At 58.4% G+C, this 14,296-nt stretch carries 20 protein-coding genes; 11 read left to right on the top strand and 9 right to left on the bottom strand.

Annotation, left to right across the window (positions count from 1 at the left end; translation table 11 throughout):
• Nucleotides 1-120: 120 nt before the first annotated feature.
• The 11 genes from MF6394_RS29390 (at nucleotide 121) to MF6394_RS29340 (ending at nucleotide 7,308) form a co-directional block, all read left to right on the top strand.
• Complete coding sequence (locus MF6394_RS29390; RefSeq protein WP_047712543.1) at nucleotides 121-1,044, top strand: sigma 54-interacting transcriptional regulator; 924 nt, start codon at nucleotides 121-123, stop codon at nucleotides 1,042-1,044.
• Nucleotides 1,045-1,261: 217 nt separating this feature from the next.
• Nucleotides 1,262-1,465 carry a hypothetical protein gene (locus MF6394_RS29385; protein ID WP_047712542.1) on the top strand — a complete coding sequence of 68 codons (204 nt, stop codon included), beginning with the start codon at nucleotides 1,262-1,264 and terminating at the stop codon, nucleotides 1,463-1,465.
• Between the two features lie 115 nt (nucleotides 1,466-1,580).
• Complete coding sequence (locus tag MF6394_RS34845; RefSeq protein WP_047712541.1) at nucleotides 1,581-1,949, top strand: EscI/YscI/HrpB family type III secretion system inner rod protein; 369 nt, start codon at nucleotides 1,581-1,583, stop codon at nucleotides 1,947-1,949.
• Nucleotides 1,950-1,954: 5 nt separating this feature from the next.
• A complete protein-coding gene (sctJ, locus tag MF6394_RS29375; RefSeq protein WP_078468090.1) occupies nucleotides 1,955-2,755 on the top strand; it encodes a type III secretion system inner membrane ring lipoprotein SctJ in 801 nt (266 codons plus the stop codon).
• Nucleotides 2,756-2,768: 13 nt separating this feature from the next.
• On the top strand, nucleotides 2,769-3,317 hold the full coding sequence (locus tag MF6394_RS29370; RefSeq protein WP_047712540.1) for a hypothetical protein: 549 nt from the start codon (nucleotides 2,769-2,771) through the stop codon (nucleotides 3,315-3,317).
• An 11-nt stretch (nucleotides 3,318-3,328) separates the two neighbouring features.
• Nucleotides 3,329-3,922: a type III secretion system stator protein SctL gene (gene sctL / locus MF6394_RS29365; RefSeq protein ID WP_069557894.1), complete on the top strand. Its 594-nt coding sequence runs from the start codon at nucleotides 3,329-3,331 to the stop codon at nucleotides 3,920-3,922.
• A gap of 59 nt (nucleotides 3,923-3,981) precedes the next feature.
• Complete coding sequence (locus MF6394_RS29360; protein WP_044271382.1) at nucleotides 3,982-4,197, top strand: hypothetical protein; 216 nt, start codon at nucleotides 3,982-3,984, stop codon at nucleotides 4,195-4,197.
• Nucleotides 4,198-4,590, top strand: coding sequence for a type III secretion protein (locus tag MF6394_RS29355; protein WP_078468089.1), 393 nt, complete (start codon nucleotides 4,198-4,200; stop codon nucleotides 4,588-4,590).
• Nucleotides 4,591-4,604: 14 nt separating this feature from the next.
• The gene (gene sctC / locus MF6394_RS29350; protein WP_078468088.1) at nucleotides 4,605-6,746 is read left to right on the top strand and encodes a type III secretion system outer membrane ring subunit SctC; all 2,142 of its coding nucleotides are present in this window, start codon (nucleotides 4,605-4,607) and stop codon (nucleotides 6,744-6,746) included.
• Nucleotides 6,743-6,946 carry an HrpT family type III secretion system protein gene (gene hrpT, locus MF6394_RS29345; RefSeq protein WP_044271377.1) on the top strand — a complete coding sequence of 68 codons (204 nt, stop codon included), beginning with the start codon at nucleotides 6,743-6,745 and terminating at the stop codon, nucleotides 6,944-6,946. The genes sctC and hrpT overlap by 4 nt, the downstream gene beginning before the upstream one ends.
• Before the next feature lie 11 nt (nucleotides 6,947-6,957).
• Nucleotides 6,958-7,308: a transcriptional regulator gene (locus MF6394_RS29340; RefSeq protein WP_078468101.1), complete on the top strand. Its 351-nt coding sequence runs from the start codon at nucleotides 6,958-6,960 to the stop codon at nucleotides 7,306-7,308.
• On the opposite strand, the gene sctU is transcribed toward MF6394_RS29340, so the two are convergent.
• Genes sctU through MF6394_RS29295 form a run of 9 tightly spaced genes read right to left on the bottom strand, consistent with a single transcriptional unit; the run spans nucleotide 7,309 to nucleotide 14,260 of the window.
• A complete protein-coding gene (sctU, locus tag MF6394_RS29335; RefSeq protein WP_047712537.1) occupies nucleotides 7,309-8,406 on the bottom strand; it encodes a type III secretion system export apparatus subunit SctU in 1,098 nt (365 codons plus the stop codon).
• Nucleotides 8,403-9,191, bottom strand: coding sequence for a type III secretion system export apparatus subunit SctT (sctT, locus tag MF6394_RS29330; protein ID WP_044271374.1), 789 nt, complete (start codon nucleotides 9,189-9,191; stop codon nucleotides 8,403-8,405). The genes sctU and sctT overlap by 4 nt, the downstream gene beginning before the upstream one ends.
• 10 nt (nucleotides 9,192-9,201) lie before the next feature.
• The gene (gene sctS, locus MF6394_RS29325) at nucleotides 9,202-9,465 is read right to left on the bottom strand and encodes a type III secretion system export apparatus subunit SctS (RefSeq protein WP_014716816.1); all 264 of its coding nucleotides are present in this window, start codon (nucleotides 9,463-9,465) and stop codon (nucleotides 9,202-9,204) included.
• A gap of 7 nt (nucleotides 9,466-9,472) precedes the next feature.
• Nucleotides 9,473-10,126, bottom strand: a complete 654-nt coding sequence (sctR, locus tag MF6394_RS29320; protein WP_044271371.1) for a type III secretion system export apparatus subunit SctR — start codon at nucleotides 10,124-10,126, stop codon at nucleotides 9,473-9,475.
• Nucleotides 10,123-11,139 carry a FliM/FliN family flagellar motor switch protein gene (locus MF6394_RS29315; RefSeq protein ID WP_078468087.1) on the bottom strand — a complete coding sequence of 339 codons (1,017 nt, stop codon included), beginning with the start codon at nucleotides 11,137-11,139 and terminating at the stop codon, nucleotides 10,123-10,125. Before MF6394_RS29315 ends, sctR begins: the two co-directional genes overlap by 4 nt.
• Entirely contained in the window at nucleotides 11,136-11,594 is a 459-nt protein-coding gene (locus tag MF6394_RS29310; protein ID WP_047712535.1) for a type III secretion system HrpP C-terminal domain-containing protein, read from the bottom strand. The genes MF6394_RS29315 and MF6394_RS29310 overlap by 4 nt, the downstream gene beginning before the upstream one ends.
• Nucleotides 11,591-12,019, bottom strand: a complete 429-nt coding sequence (sctO, locus tag MF6394_RS29305) for a type III secretion system stalk subunit SctO (RefSeq protein WP_078468086.1) — start codon at nucleotides 12,017-12,019, stop codon at nucleotides 11,591-11,593. The genes MF6394_RS29310 and sctO overlap by 4 nt, the downstream gene beginning before the upstream one ends.
• Nucleotides 12,006-13,364, bottom strand: a complete 1,359-nt coding sequence (locus tag MF6394_RS29300; RefSeq protein ID WP_044271367.1) for a FliI/YscN family ATPase — start codon at nucleotides 13,362-13,364, stop codon at nucleotides 12,006-12,008. The genes sctO and MF6394_RS29300 overlap by 14 nt, the downstream gene beginning before the upstream one ends.
• On the bottom strand, nucleotides 13,361-14,260 hold the full coding sequence (locus MF6394_RS29295; protein ID WP_047712744.1) for an FHA domain-containing protein: 900 nt from the start codon (nucleotides 14,258-14,260) through the stop codon (nucleotides 13,361-13,363). Before MF6394_RS29295 ends, MF6394_RS29300 begins: the two co-directional genes overlap by 4 nt.
• Between the last annotated feature and the right edge of the window lie 36 nt (nucleotides 14,261-14,296).

Raw genomic sequence — 14,296 nt, 5'->3', positions numbered from 1 at the left:
ATTCCGGCCTATAACTACCCCTGCACCGGGTGACAACTTTTATAATCTGCGCTCTACTGAGCTGGCGCTTTCACACCGTCTTCCAACAGTGAAGTCATAGCGAACAGGGAGTATCAATCGATGTCGGCCTACGTCCAGAAGGATAATAAAACAGACGTTTCACTCATCGAGGGTCAGGAACTTGAAACCACGCTTAATAACACCGCCGCGCTTAACGTTGATATCCTGCTGTTAGGAGAGACGGGTACCGGCAAAGATACGCTTGCACAACGGATTCATCGCTTATCGGGCCGACGAGGTAATTTTGTTGCCGTGAACTGTGCGGCCATCCCGGAAAGCCTTGCGGAAAGCCAGTTGTTCGGTGTCAACAGCGGTGCCTATACCGGGGCAATACAATCAAGGGCTGGCTTCGTCGAGGCAGCCCACCTGGGCACCCTGTACCTCGATGAAATCGACAGCATGCCCTTGAGCCTGCAAGCCAAGCTGCTGCGTGTGCTGGAGTGCCGTGGGGTGGAGCGCCTTGGCTCGACTCGGTTGATTTCCGTGGACATGCGCGTCATTGCATCGGCCCAGCAATCTCTACAAATCATGGTCGAACAAGGTGCCTTCAGGCGTGATCTCTACTTTCGACTGAATGTCGTGAGCATTGAACTCCCGGCCCTGCGAGATCGGCGCGAACGGATCATCCCGTTGTTTCGGCAAATGATTCAGGAAGAGGCGGACCAGTTCAAATGTACTCCGCCAACGCCGTCTGACGGCCTGTTGCATGAGCTGCTCTGCCACTCCTGGCGGGGTAATGTGCGGGAGCTACGCTCGACGGCGAAACGGTTCGTACTGGGCTTGCCGCCGCTCTCGATGCCTGCATGCAGCAAACAACCTACGCAGATGAGCCTGAAAGCACGTCTTCAACAAATTGAAAAAGCGCTGATTGAGGAGTCAATGTACCGCCACCAACATTGTGTGGACACCGTCGCGGTCGAACTGGGGCTCGCAAAGCGCACGCTGTACTACAGGATGAAACAACTGGGCATATCACTGACGTGATGACACAGGGCGCGCCTAAACACTCAGTAAAACTTAAGCATCCAGCCTCCGAAAAGCCGACCATAAAAAATCTTGTTACAGACATATTTGGAACGATTGAGCCCCGTGAACCACGTATTCAAAGCCTGGCTCAAGTTACAAAAAGTTCCAGACTTCAGCGGGTAGTGGCTCGCGACAAATGAGTCAACTTTCAAAATATCGAAACGGGAGTCTTATTATGAGTGGTATATCCGGTGTCAACTCGAACGCAACCATATACACCAAAGCCATGGAGGACATCGCCAAAACGGCGGGAGATGTTGGCGGTAGTAGCTCTGCGGCTGCACGCGCAGAAGCAGTCGCCGAGAAAACTTTCGCAGAAACCATGAAGGCAAGGCTGATCGCGGGCTTGTATACCGCGGCTAAAGAAATTCGTTCGTAACAGGACCACCTCCCCGGCTCATTAGCCGGGGAGGGTGTCATATGAACTCAAGTAGTCAATGCAGCATCTGCCATTTTCAAGAACCTGCTTCAAACACTCTCACCGCAGGCCCTATATGCAGATAGAAAAATTTGAATTTTCAACGCTGAATACCCCCCGCAATGGCACGGATGTCATACCGCACACTTCAGCACCTAGTGCGGATGCGAGTTTTTTCACGTCAATGCTCGATGGCCCGACAGCCATCAGGCCTACCGCCGCCATCCCTGCTGGTTTGACCCTGCTCACGGAACCATCAAAACATATCGCAGATATGAAAGACCGCCTCGCACGTGCGCTGAAATCTTCAAGTAAAGGCATGGATGCTGACGCATTCAGAGAATACCCGCGCGAACTCTCTAATGTGGCACTCACGACCCAACTGTTGGTAAAGAGCGTTGGCAAGACAAGCCAATGCATCGACAAAATTTGTAACCTGCAATAGTGAACATGATTAAATCTCTGTCTGCCGCCCTGCTTCTGTTACTCGTATTCACGTTAAACGGTTGCAGCGACCGCGTTGAACTTCATCGGCAACTTTCTGAGCAAGAAGCCAATGAAGTGGTAGCGGAGTTGGCAGATAAACATATTCGCGCCCAAAAAATCCCAGCCAAAGACGGCGTTGTCGTGGCCGTGCAAGCCGCCGACATTGGACGCGCAGTACGTACTCTGGAGGCCGCAGGCTTACCACGAGTAGCGCGGACCACGCTGGGCGATACCTTTCGCAAGGAGGGGGTCATTTCAACGCCGCTGGAAGAACGGGCACGCTACATCTACGCCTTATCCCAGGAGCTTGAGGCCACGTTATCCAACATTGACGGCGTTATCGTTGCCCGTGTGCATGTGGTACTGCCAGAACGCATCGCACCAGGCGAGCCAGTCCAACCCGCATCCGCGTCAGTATTCATCAAACATGATCCACGCCTGGATCCCGACAAAATCCGTGCGCGCGTTCGAAGGATGGTGTCCAGCAGCATCCCGGGCATGACGACAGCAGTGGACAACTCGCAGAAACTCACGGTGATCTTCGTGCCTGCAGCCGCCTATCAGGAACAACAGCGCCTGGCGTACTTCGGCCCCTTCTTGGTGCCAAACAGCGAACTTGGTTTTTGGCGAAACAGCGTGACCATTTCACTGCTCGGGTTGGTGGCGGCTGTGGCAGCCACGCTGTTCCTGAACAATCGCCGCCGGCGCCACGTACAAGAACCGGCGGTGGCAGGCAAACCGGTCGGCCCAGCCCATGACGCCTGAGCCCAATCCTCCCATGCGCGAAAATCTGGCCTGGGCACAGTGGTGGGCGTTCCCCTGGGACTATGCCCATGAAGACTGGAAGGATGACAAGTACCAAGCCATTAACGCGCTTTATCGTAGCCGCAGGTTGGTGCCGAGCGGGCTTACTGGTGTGGTGACATGCTTGCCCGCGCGCCCCCAGCCTGCCGTACTTCACATGGCCCTCGCTTCGACCGAACAACTGAACATGACGCTTGCGTTGGTTCACGACACGTTCAATCCTCAAGCCCCAGGCCTTTTGAGCGACAACGATCACCTGTGGTGCATACGTCTCTCCAAGGCGCTGCCCCCAGACATGCTCTCCTCTGGCGCAGAGCCATTGCAGTTGCTCCATAGCTGGGTAGAACCCGCTATCTGGCAACGCCTTCGGCTGCGCTTCTCCCGTGCACGCGTACTGGAGGTTGAAAAAAATAGCCTTTCGCTCGATACCACCAACAACCGACTGAACACGCTATGGCAAGCCGTCGTCTGGCGCGTTACGACGCTGGCAAGTGACCACCTGCCGCTTGACGCGAATGAGTAAGGAGACCAGCGATGTTATGCCGATACGCCATTGAGTTACTCAAGGACGCACCAGGGCTGCGGCACCCCCTGATTCCCCGGGAAGAACTTGCCAATTGGGTACAAGCCGAGGAGCTATTGAGCCGCGCCAGTGCCCAGGCCGATGAGCGGATACGGCAGGCGGAAAAGAAATGCGAAGCGCTACTGGAAAATGCCTCGCAGGAGGTCTGGCTACGCGCAGATGCTCAACTCAAACGCTGGGAGCGCGATCGCCAGGCAATGTGCGACAACCTGGAATACTACGCGACAGCAATCACCAACCAAGCTATTCGCTGTCTGCTTGACGAGACAGTACCCCCTCAACGGCTGGCCGCGTTGCTCAAGCAGTTGCTGGCCAACCAAGTCCAGGAAATCGAAGCGACGCTGTTTTGTCACCCACTTGACCTTGAGGCGATAAAACAACATCTCGACCATCACAAGAGCCCGTTCTGGAAACTCCAGGCTGACGAAGCACTCGAGCTCCAGACACTCGTACTGAAAACAGACGAAGGAGACTTTCGTATCAGTTGGCACTCGATGCTCGATATTTTTTTCAACCACAACAAAGAACGCAGGATTGACATCTAACCCCACCCGTCTCAATACATCGGATTTCTCCAACATTCAAAAATCCAAAAGGAACCGCCATGGATGTTTATAGCGACCTCTCACGTCAACTTTTAAAGAACAGCAACACCGCCAGTAAGGCTTACCAACAAACAACCAAGGAAGTTGACAATAGCGAAGACCCCTATTTGTTCTATGAACTGGCCGTCAAGGCTACAACTGCCCAGATGGCGTATCTGGAACACAACCGAACTCACCACATGTTGCTCAAGACTGTATTTGAGAGTGTTCCTTAAATGAAAGTGCTCATCAGTAAATGGTGGAAAAACCGTCAAGAGCCGCTCTCGTTGTTTGAAGGCGATGACGAAATCACTCTGAGATCCCAGGGCGACACCTTATTACTGGGGGCACATCTGAGTTTCCTTACACCAGAGCACCCAGGCTTGGAGCAGTGGATGCGTCTGGGCGCCGCCAGCTTGAACCATTTCCAGGGTGCGCTGGCTCAAAAAGCTGACACGGGCGCGCTGTGGTTGATTCAAAGCCTGCACACCGATCGTGGAGAAGCCCACGTGCTCGGTTGCCTCGAGGCTCTGCTCAACCAACGCGATACATGGCGCGCCATCGCTGCGCGCCTTACTCGTCCAGGCCAGAACCTCAAACCCACCCCGCTGCGTTCACGCTCGTATTAATCAGAGATCTGTCTATGCCTAACAAGACCCATAAGGGCAACCGCTTGTGCCTTGACTCGCCTGGTGTTTCATCCAAAAGAGCCCAGTGGCGGAACGTGCTCCTGTTTTCCTGGCTGCTGGTTTCAACGCACAGCGCGCTGGCCGCCATTCCGTCCGAATGGAAAAACACTGCCTATGCGTATGAAGCCGAGCACAAGCCTGTGCAGGACGTACTCGAAGACTTCGCCCGGACCTTCGGTACACAATTGCAGATCGAGGGCCTGCTGGAGGGCATCGTCAATGGCAAGATACGCGCTAACACCCCGCAGTCATTGCTCGACCGCCTGGGGGTAGAACATCGCTTCCAATGGTACCTGTACAACAACACGCTCTACATCAGTACTCTGGACCAACAGGAGTCTGCGCGCCTGGAGGTCTCCTCCGAAACCATTGCCGACCTCAAGCAGGCCCTCACCGATATTGGCCTGCTCGATAGCCGTTTCGGTTGGGGTGAGTTGCCCGAAGATGGCGTCGTGCTGGTCTCGGGCCCTCGACGCTATATCGAACAGATCAAGCAATTCAGCAGTCAACGCCGCTCGGTGGACGAAAAACAGAGCGTGCTGAGTTTCCCGCTGAAGTTTGCCAATGCAGCGGATCGCCACGTAGATTACCGCGGCCAGAAGATCACCATTGCGGGTGTTTCCAGCATTGTGCGGGGCTTACTGGAGCCACGCTCCAACGCGACAACCCCGGCGTTGGCCCAGCGCCCCGCCTCACAGCCCGCCCCTCTCGTGCCCAATGTTCCTCGCTTGAGCAACCCGTTGCTGGGGCAGACGCTCGGTACCAACAGCACGCCCATGCCAATGGATATTGGCGCCACACTCACCCCGCGCGCGCCGGCGCCGACCAGCCGGATTCGTGTCGAAGCCGACATTCGCAATAACGCGGTGCTGATCTATGACCTACCAGAGCGCCAAGCCATGTACCGCGAGTTGATCGCGCAACTCGATGTGGCGCGAAAATTGGTGGAAATCGATACGATCATTCTGGATATCGAGCGCACGCAGTTGCGTGAGTTCGGCGTGAACTGGGGGTTTCAGAACAGCCGCTTCCGTGGCGGCGCGAGCCTGGCGCCGGGCACATCGCAACAATTGTCGATCGAAAACCGCGACCGTTTTTATGCCGATATACGCGCACTGGAAGCCAAGGGGCTGGCGACCATGGTGTCCAACCCCTCCGTGCTGACCTTGGAAAACCAACCGGCGGTGATCGACTTCAACCGCACTCAGTACCTGACACCCGGTCGTCAGAACGCAACCATCCTGCCGGTCACCGTAGGTACCAGCGTACAGGTCGTGCCGCGCGTCATCACCAGCCGAGGCAGCCATCAGATTCACTTGGTCGTGGATATCGAGGACGGCATGTTCGACGAGTCCAGCCCCAATCGTGACCTCAAAGACCTCGATGTGCGCCGCGGTAACGTCAGCACCCAGGCGGTCATGGCGGAAAAGCGCTCAATGGTGGTGGGCGGATTCCACGTCACGGAAAGCGCCGACAGGCACAACAAAGTGCCGCTGCTGGGCGATATCCCACTGCTGGGCAAGGCGTTGTTCTCTTCAAGCGAACGGCAGAACAATCGACGTGAACGCCTGTTCATCATCACCCCACGCGTCATCGGCGACCAGGCCGATCCGTCCCGCTATTTGCCTCAGGCAGACCAGGCCGAGTTGCAGACGGCTCTTGCACCATTGGCCAGGCGCAACGCTCCTCACCAGCCTGAGATCAAGCGTAGCGACATCATTAGCACGTTGGCGCATCTGGTGACGGGGGAAGTGCCCAAGGCCTTCAAGTTGGCGCCCATGCCCCTCGGGTTGAACACGCTGTGCAGCCCCCGCGACTTGCTGGCGCTGAACACCGAGCGCAGCCAATGGTATGCAGGCCCTGAGTACAACGTCGCGGTCGTCGTGATGCGCAACCAGTTCAACCGCAATGTGCGCGTCGATGAAAAAGAGTGCAGCAACTCGCAAACGCTCGCCGTCACCGTGTGGCCACGCGCCTGGTTGAAACCTGGAGAGGAAGCCGAGGTTTTTATCGCCATGCGTCCGGTGGTGAAGGATGAACACCTCAGCGTGCCCCGCCCCACCTTAATTACTCCTTTTCACAAGGTTCGACCATGAGACATCAATTGTTGTGCGTAACCCTGATCGGCGCGGCGCTGCTCGTCAGCGCTTGTACCCCAACATGCAAAGGCGACTCGTGCTCACGCCCGCAGTCCACCGAGCAGAAGATGGTGATCTGGTGGCCCTCGCACATGCGCGTCCAGCCTGGCCCGTCCGGGGAGCGTGCGGATTACCAGACGATATCGCTGGAGCGCTGAGCATGACAGAAATGCCAGACGATCAACGCCAGGTATTTCTGAGCGAACTGATGAGTGGCACCGCCACTCACCAGCTGCTCGCCCCTGGTATCAAGCTGTGCACGTTGACGGCGGGTAACCATTCGGGGCTGGCACTGCATGTCGCTCGCGAAGCGTTGCAAGCTGGGCAATTGCAACGGATATTACAGCGCCGCTTCGAGCAGGACCTGGTATTTGACGGGTGTTTTGTCTACCTCGATGCCCAGGGAGCCATGGTGATCTGGCATGCGCTGCCAACACCGCCCGGCAATCTGGACAGGGCGCTGAGCCGGATGCTCTCGCTGGCCGGTCTCAGCGTCCTGGACCCAGGATTCAGTCACTGATCAGCGCTGCTCAAGCTCCGGGAGCTCCAGCGTCTCGCGTTTGGCGTCATCATCCAGCTCGCGCAAGGTGCGATAGATCAACGCCACGGCCTGCAGGGTTTCGCGAGGAATGCTGGCTCCCAGCTTTTTGGTGTAAATCGTACGTGCCAACCACACGCACTGAATCACGGGCACTTCGGCGGCCTTCGCGCGCGCGATCAGTTTTCGCGCTTCGTCATCCATGCCTTTGCTGATCAGCAGGGGCAGAGGCGTCTTGCCAGGACGGTAGTACAGGGCGACCGCAAAGTGCGTCGGGTTGACCACCAGCATATCAGCCTCTTCCAGCTTGGGCAGTTTGACCTTCGGTTCCTCCTGGGCCAATTGCTGCGCCAACTGACGGCGCTGGCCTTTCACATGGGGGTCGCCTTCCATGTCCTTGTACTCTTTGACGACCTCGACTTGCGTCATCCGCATGCGCTTGGCAAAGAAATACTTCTGCATAGTCATGTCGATAAGCGCCAGTACCAGCAACAGCCCAAGGCAGGCGTGCAGCAAATAGCGAAACAGGGCAATCAGCGCCAGGATGTAACTTTGCAGGTCACTGTTTGCCAGGTTGATCAGCGTCCCCACGGAGGGCCAGACCACCACGTACACAATCATTCCTAAAAGAAACGCCTTGGCGATGCTCATCAACAGATTGATCACCGACTGGGCAGAAAACATTTGCTTGATTTGGCTCAGGGGGTTGAGGCGGTTGAAATCCAGCTTCAGGGTCTCTGGGGCAAACAGCAACCCGAACTGCATCCAGCTGCTGATCAGTTTCGTGGCAATCGCCAGGGTAGCCATCAGCAGGGAGAACGAAAAAAACACGGTCAGTCCGTCCACCAGTACTTCTTCCAGCGATCGTGCAAACGGCTGGCCCACGCGAGACATCGGCAACACCATCATTTGCTGGAAGCGCTGCATGCTGGTCTCGGCGGTAAACAGCGCAATCTCGCTGATGGCCGCCAGCGCCAGCAACTTGCCCACGTCCTGGCTTTGGGCGACCTGGCCTTTCTTACGTTGATCGCGCAGCTTCTTGGCTGACGCGGGATGCTTCTTTTCCCCCGAGTCGCTCATGGCTGCGAGCCCTGGAACAACAGCCCCAATACATGCTTAAGATCACCCAGCTGGCTCAGGCGCCCGACGATCAGGTCTTGCAGTAATGCAAAGTACAACAACAAAATGCCGATACCCGCCAGGCACTTGAGCGGTGGCGCCAGCGTACTCACCTGTAACTGCTGGCTGTACACGCCCAGCAGCGCGACACCGAACTCCAGCAACAACAGCACTGCGATGAAGGGAGCGGCGTATAGCATCATGTGCGTAAACGTATCTCCCAGCAGGTCGACAAACAGACTCATACCATTCTCTGCCGGGAGCGGGAACCACACAGTAGGCGGCCAAATCAGGTAGCTGTCCCAGATCACCTGGGTCAGCGCGCCCAGCCCCAGCACAGCCATCAGCAAGAAAATCGCCAGTTGCTTGAACAGATGCCCGATCGGCGTCGCGTCTGGCCCCAGGGAGGGGTTGAGCTGGCCACCGGCCAAGGCGCCGCGCTGGTTATCCAGCAGCGCTCCCACCGACTCGAAAAGCCAGAACGGCATGGACAACAACACCCCCAGCAGCACCCCAAGGGCCACCTCTTTCAGCGCCAGGCCGGCGAGCATGAGCCCCGAGAGCTCCTGGCCTTGCAATGCCGCATGGATGGCCGGCGCGGGCATCAATGCCATGACCATCACCAAGGTATGCCGAGGCATGCCGCGTATATGCTGAAAACAGAACGCCGCCACCAGGATGCCACAGGGGTATATACGCGCCATACCGAGCACCAGGCTGGGCAGAAAATCGAGATACAGCAGCACAGGCAGGATCTCAGTTCAGGGCCGAACGGCCGATCATTTCAAAGGTCAGGTTGATCAGCTGGATCAACTCCACGCCAATCCAGCGTCCTGTCAGGATCAACGTGACCCCCACGGCGACCAGCTTGATGCCAAAGGGCAGCGTCTGGTCTTGTATCTGCATCAGCGCTTGCACCAGGGACGTCAGCACACCGACCACCACCGCCACAATCAACGGCGGCGCCGACAGCACGACCACCAGCAACATCCCCTGCTTGAACAGCACGATCGGTTCCATAGGCGACTCAGAGATAGGAAAGGAACAGGCTGTCGAGCAATCGCGACCAGCCGGACACCAGCACGAACAACAACAGTTTGAGCGGCAGGGAAATCGTCATGGGCGAGACCATTTGCATCCCCAGCGCCAGCAGCAGGTTGGACACAATCAGGTCAATCACAATGAAGGGAATGTAGATCAAAAAGCCGATCTCGAACCCCGCCTGCAACTGCGACAGTACGAACGCCGGAATCAGCAGAATCAAGTCTTCGCGCTGCACCTCCTGGGCCATTTTCACAGGCCACAGGCGCGAAGTGTTTTCCAGCAGATGAGTCAGTACATCGGGGTCGATGTTGCGCAGCATGAAGGCACGCAAGGGTTGGATGGCCTCATTGCCGGTCTGCAGGAACGTGTGCACGTTGCTCATGTCCAGGGGCGATGCCTTGACGTTCTCGGCGATCTCGTAACCTACCGGTGCCATGATGAACAGCGTTGCCGCCAGTGCGATACCGTTGATGGCCATGCCAGGCGGAACCTGCTGCACCCCGATGGCGTTGCGGGTGATCATCAGCACAATCACGATCTTCAAAAACGCTGTACAGACCACCAACAGCATGGGCATCAATGACAATGCCCCAAGAAAGACTGCCAGAACAAGAGGGTCCAGCCCCTGGATTGTCATCGAGCGAACATCACGCGGGACAGCTGCAGGCCCAGGCGCCCGTCGACTTCCACCAACTGCCCTTGGGCAATAGGTCGATCGCCATAATAGAGGCCAGCCATACCGGGACCGTAACCGGCAATACCCAGCACCGAGCCGGCCGCCAGGTTGCGCAGTTCACCCAGCGTAAGGTTGAGTGTTCCGCAGCGTACGCTCAGTGCCATGCTCAACTCATCGAATGGCTCACTGCCGAAGACATCCACCACCGGCATATCTTCCTCACTCCCAGCGTAATGGGGGACTGCAAAATTTTCGTCCATGGATGTGTCCTCGATAGAAGTTAAGGTCAGACAAAGCGCCCCGGTGGCATCGTCAATGCAACCATGCAGCCGCTGTTTGCCAACCTGTACATAACCGCTGCCCTGGGCTTGAAAGCAGGTCTGCTCAAGCACCACGACATCACCCGCGCGCAGGCTGCGTGCTTGTGCAACCGATAGCTGCACGCGCCCAAGGGTCACGGCAATTGCCAGTTCAAACGATGCCGGCAGCGGCGCAGCCGTGACACGCCAAGGCCCAGCCTCACACAAAGCCAGGAAGGTTTCGGGGGCCAGCCACACATAACCATCCACCCGAGACGTGCCCAGAGTTGCGCTGAGGCGACAGCCAAAACCCGTGGCTCGGTCCACTTCCTCCAAGAGGCGCACACTGCCCAGCAACGCCTTGACCTGGGGGCTCAGGTGATAATGGAACAGGTCCCAGAACCAGGAGTCCGGGTCATTGCCAAACTGCGCCAACGGCACCGGGCACTCTCCGAGCAGGCTGAGCAACGGTCCCGCCTCAGCGAGCACCAGCGCGCCACACGCCGTATCCAGACCTAGAGAATCGACCCGGGTAGGAGAACGCCCAGGTTCGAGCCGCAGCTCACCGCGCTGACCTGCGACCTGAAACGCAAGGCGCAGCCCGCGCCCCAATCGACGGCGTGCGGCAACGGTGTCGTGTCGCAGCTTAGGTAATGTCAGTATCGGCACTATCACGCGCAGCCGACGTTAGGCAGGCTGAGGCTCACTGGAAGCCCCAACGCCTGCGTAAATCGGTCCTCACATTGTTGCCGTACACCACCGAGCCAGCGCGCCGTGGCATCGTGTTCCGCTTCCAGTTCAATCGCCCAGGCGCTCTGTTCTCGACGTACACTGGCGTTTATCCGCCCCAGGCGTGGCAAGTACAGTACCGCCTGCAACGGCCACTGCGAACCGGCCAACACCCGAGGCGCCAGCTGTTCGGCCAGCGCCTCGATCATGGCGATGCCGGCCACGGCTTTTTTCCCCGACAAGGAAGCTCCCGTCCCGGCATCCTCCCCATCATGAGCAAACAGCTGCGCAAACAATCGCCCTTGCTCCCATGGCACCACACCCACAGTGCCTGGCTCACGTTCCTCCCTCGGCTCGCGCAAACGCGGGCGCTCAACGGGCTTATTTGCAACCTGGGTCATATCGGCTCCTGTGCCAGTAAAAGGGATAGCTCCTGAAGCTTTTCCACCTGCCGCAGGCATTCGGTGGCTTGCCTCTGGGCGCTGCCAACGCGGCTTTCTTTCTCGTGTCGTTGGTTGCGCAATGCCTCAAGCTGCCCCTCACCACGCTGGGTGTTTGCAGATAAAGAGCGCTCCTGTGCACTCCAGGATTTAAGACCTTGCAAGGTCAAGACCTGGCCCTGGTGCTGACTGAGCAACAGCTCACTTTGCCGGGCCTCCTCCTGCCGAGTGTGTTCAAGCGCATCCTGGGCCTGCTGGATATGCGCCAACAGGGACTGCTGCGCACGCTTGGCCTCGCGCAGGGCACGTTCGGCCCGATCGGCCCGGTGCCTGCGCAGACGACGAAGCGTCTCCACTTCACCGAGCAGCACGTCAGAATGGGACATGGGTGGTCAGCTCCTTGAGTTGCTCCAGCGTGACGGCCATCGGCGAGGGTTCACGCAAATCCTGGCGCAGGAAACCATCCACCGCTTGCCGGCTGTTTACGGCCAGGTCCGTCAGGGCATCGCTGCCAGGCTGGTACTCCCCCAACTTGAGCATCAGCTCGATCTGTTGGTACGCCGACAGTAAACGTCGCAACGCCGTGCCTGCGCGGATATCCTCAGGTTCTGCAACGTTGCTCAATATTCGAGAAAGGCTTGCCAGCACATCCACCGCCGGATAGTGCCCGCGCTCGGCCAATTTGCGCGACAGCACGATATGGCCGTCGAGCAGCGAACGCACTTCATCGGCCACCGGGTCGTTCATGGAGTCCTGCTCGATCAGCACCGTGTAGATCGCGGTGATCACACCGTCACGGGTCAACCCGGCGCGCTCCACCAGGCGCGGCAGCAAGCTGTACACCGAAGGGGGCAGGCCACCGCGCCCCAGGGGTTCGCCAGCCGCCAGGCCGATTTCGCGCTGGGCCCTGGCGAAACGGGTCAGGGAGTCAATCAGCAGCAGCACGCGTTGGCCCTTGCGCCGAAAGCCTTCGGCCAATGCCGTGGCGGTAAACGCGGCGCGGGCGCGCTCCATGCTGGAGCGATCAGACGTGGCACACACCAGTACCGCTTTAGAGCGCAGTTGCTCATCCAGCTCATGGTCGAGAAACTCACGCAGTTCGCGCCCTCGCTCGCCGATCAGGCCGAACACGATGACGTCGCATTCGACGTTACGGGCGATCTCGGCCAACAAGGTCGTCTTGCCACAACCGGCTCCAGCGAACAGACCGACACGCTGGCCTTCGCCTAGCGTCATCAAGCCATCAATGGACCGTACACCGGTGGCCAGCGCGCGGTTGATACGCGGCCGGTCGGTGGGCAAAGGCGCTTCACACAGCACCGCACTGGTGTCCGGCAGTTCAGACTCCACAAACGCGCTGGCACCCTGGCCCGTGATCGGCCGCCCGAAACCGTCCAGTACCTGGCCCAACAGCGCCTCGCTGACCTGCACTCGGTGCGAAACGCCCAGGCGCTCAACACCGGCGCCCACTCGCACGCCTTCGAGGTTGCCCAGGGCACTGAGCACCGCATCTTGCTGATCAAAGCCGATGATTTCGGCGAGCATGAAATCACCCGGGCCTTTTTCTACCTGACACAAGTCGCCGATGCGCGCCTGAGGCAGTCGGCACTGCAGCAGCATGCCATTGACGCGCTGGATGCGACCACGCATCGCCACTGGCGCAAAGCTACTTAGCGCCTGGGCCTGGCGCTGTTGCCAAGCGTCGAGACGCGCTTGCAGTTGCGTACTCACCAAAGCACCTCATAACGCTGCGCGCCGTCAAAAACCACTTTGCTGTTGTCGATCAGCACCAGGCGCAGGCCGTCTACCTGATCCCCCAGAAAAAGCCGGCTGCCCTCTTCCAGCACCACGTGGCCGTTCGGTCCGCCCACTATCTGCACAATTCTGAACGGCAAGGCCTCATCACGCACACGTACACGACTGATCACCGGCACCGCACTGTCGAATTGCTCACCAAAACGGCTGAGCATCCGCGACACCAACTCCACATCCTCTTGGGAAACGTCCCCGCTGAGCACGACTTGGCCGTTGATCACCTGCAAGCCGATGCGCGGGATCAACTCACGCTCGCCAAGCATCTTCACCAACTGTTGGCGCACATCAGTTGGTGAGGCCAGTTCCTGTTTGCCAGCCACCACAGGCATCAGCGAAGCCTGGGCCTCATGCTCCCCGGTCGAGACCGTGCCCACTACCGCGATGATGATCGCCATTACCAACACCAGGCTGATCAAGCGCTTTTGCTGCGAGGGCGCAATGGAGGACAACTTCATTGACTGCGCAGGTTCATCCGCCGATGGCACCGCTGCGGCTGCCGGCGCCACAGGCTCGGGCCACGGGTGATCCGCCAGGGTGACGCACAACCTTACGCTGCCCACTAAAAAGGGCACGTTCAACGCCAGATCCGGGATCTGCGCCATGGCCTGTCCAGAAGCCCCGTACAACAGCTCAGCCTCGGCCTGCACCGACCAGTTAGCCTCAGAAAAGCGCAGCAACGCATGATGCTCGGCAACCCCCGGATCGTTCAGCACCAAGTCAGCGTCTGCCTGGGCGCCGATGCTCCATTGTTCACCGAACAACGGCAACGCAGCGCCCTGGCGCTGGCCATCAAGCACCCGTAACTCATACATCATCGAGCCCTCCTCTGTATTGACCATGGCTGGGGG

Origin of the sequence: Pseudomonas sp. MF6394 (assembly GCF_002018845.1) — a bacterium.
GTDB lineage: Bacteria > Pseudomonadota > Gammaproteobacteria > Pseudomonadales > Pseudomonadaceae > Aquipseudomonas > Aquipseudomonas lactis.
This window is presented reverse-complemented; position numbering and strand designations above follow the sequence as displayed.

Coding starts and splice junctions, on each gene's coding strand:
- MF6394_RS29390 (WP_047712543.1), top strand. CDS start 121: ATGTCGGCCTACGTCCAGAAGGATAATAAAACAGACGTTTCACTCATC.
- MF6394_RS29385 (WP_047712542.1), top strand. CDS start 1,262: ATGAGTGGTATATCCGGTGTCAACTCGAACGCAACCATATACACCAAA.
- MF6394_RS34845 (WP_047712541.1), top strand. CDS start 1,581: ATGCAGATAGAAAAATTTGAATTTTCAACGCTGAATACCCCCCGCAAT.
- sctJ (WP_078468090.1), top strand. CDS start 1,955: ATGATTAAATCTCTGTCTGCCGCCCTGCTTCTGTTACTCGTATTCACG.
- MF6394_RS29370 (WP_047712540.1), top strand. CDS start 2,769: ATGCGCGAAAATCTGGCCTGGGCACAGTGGTGGGCGTTCCCCTGGGAC.
- sctL (WP_069557894.1), top strand. CDS start 3,329: ATGTTATGCCGATACGCCATTGAGTTACTCAAGGACGCACCAGGGCTG.
- MF6394_RS29360 (WP_044271382.1), top strand. CDS start 3,982: ATGGATGTTTATAGCGACCTCTCACGTCAACTTTTAAAGAACAGCAAC.
- MF6394_RS29355 (WP_078468089.1), top strand. CDS start 4,198: ATGAAAGTGCTCATCAGTAAATGGTGGAAAAACCGTCAAGAGCCGCTC.
- sctC (WP_078468088.1), top strand. CDS start 4,605: ATGCCTAACAAGACCCATAAGGGCAACCGCTTGTGCCTTGACTCGCCT.
- hrpT (WP_044271377.1), top strand. CDS start 6,743: ATGAGACATCAATTGTTGTGCGTAACCCTGATCGGCGCGGCGCTGCTC.
- MF6394_RS29340 (WP_078468101.1), top strand. CDS start 6,958: ATGCCAGACGATCAACGCCAGGTATTTCTGAGCGAACTGATGAGTGGC.
- sctU (WP_047712537.1), bottom strand. CDS start 8,406: ATGAGCGACTCGGGGGAAAAGAAGCATCCCGCGTCAGCCAAGAAGCTG.
- sctS (WP_014716816.1), bottom strand. CDS start 9,465: ATGGAACCGATCGTGCTGTTCAAGCAGGGGATGTTGCTGGTGGTCGTG.
- sctR (WP_044271371.1), bottom strand. CDS start 10,126: ATGACAATCCAGGGGCTGGACCCTCTTGTTCTGGCAGTCTTTCTTGGG.
- MF6394_RS29310 (WP_047712535.1), bottom strand. CDS start 11,594: ATGACCCAGGTTGCAAATAAGCCCGTTGAGCGCCCGCGTTTGCGCGAG.
- sctO (WP_078468086.1), bottom strand. CDS start 12,019: ATGTCCCATTCTGACGTGCTGCTCGGTGAAGTGGAGACGCTTCGTCGT.
- MF6394_RS29295 (WP_047712744.1), bottom strand. CDS start 14,260: ATGTATGAGTTACGGGTGCTTGATGGCCAGCGCCAGGGCGCTGCGTTG.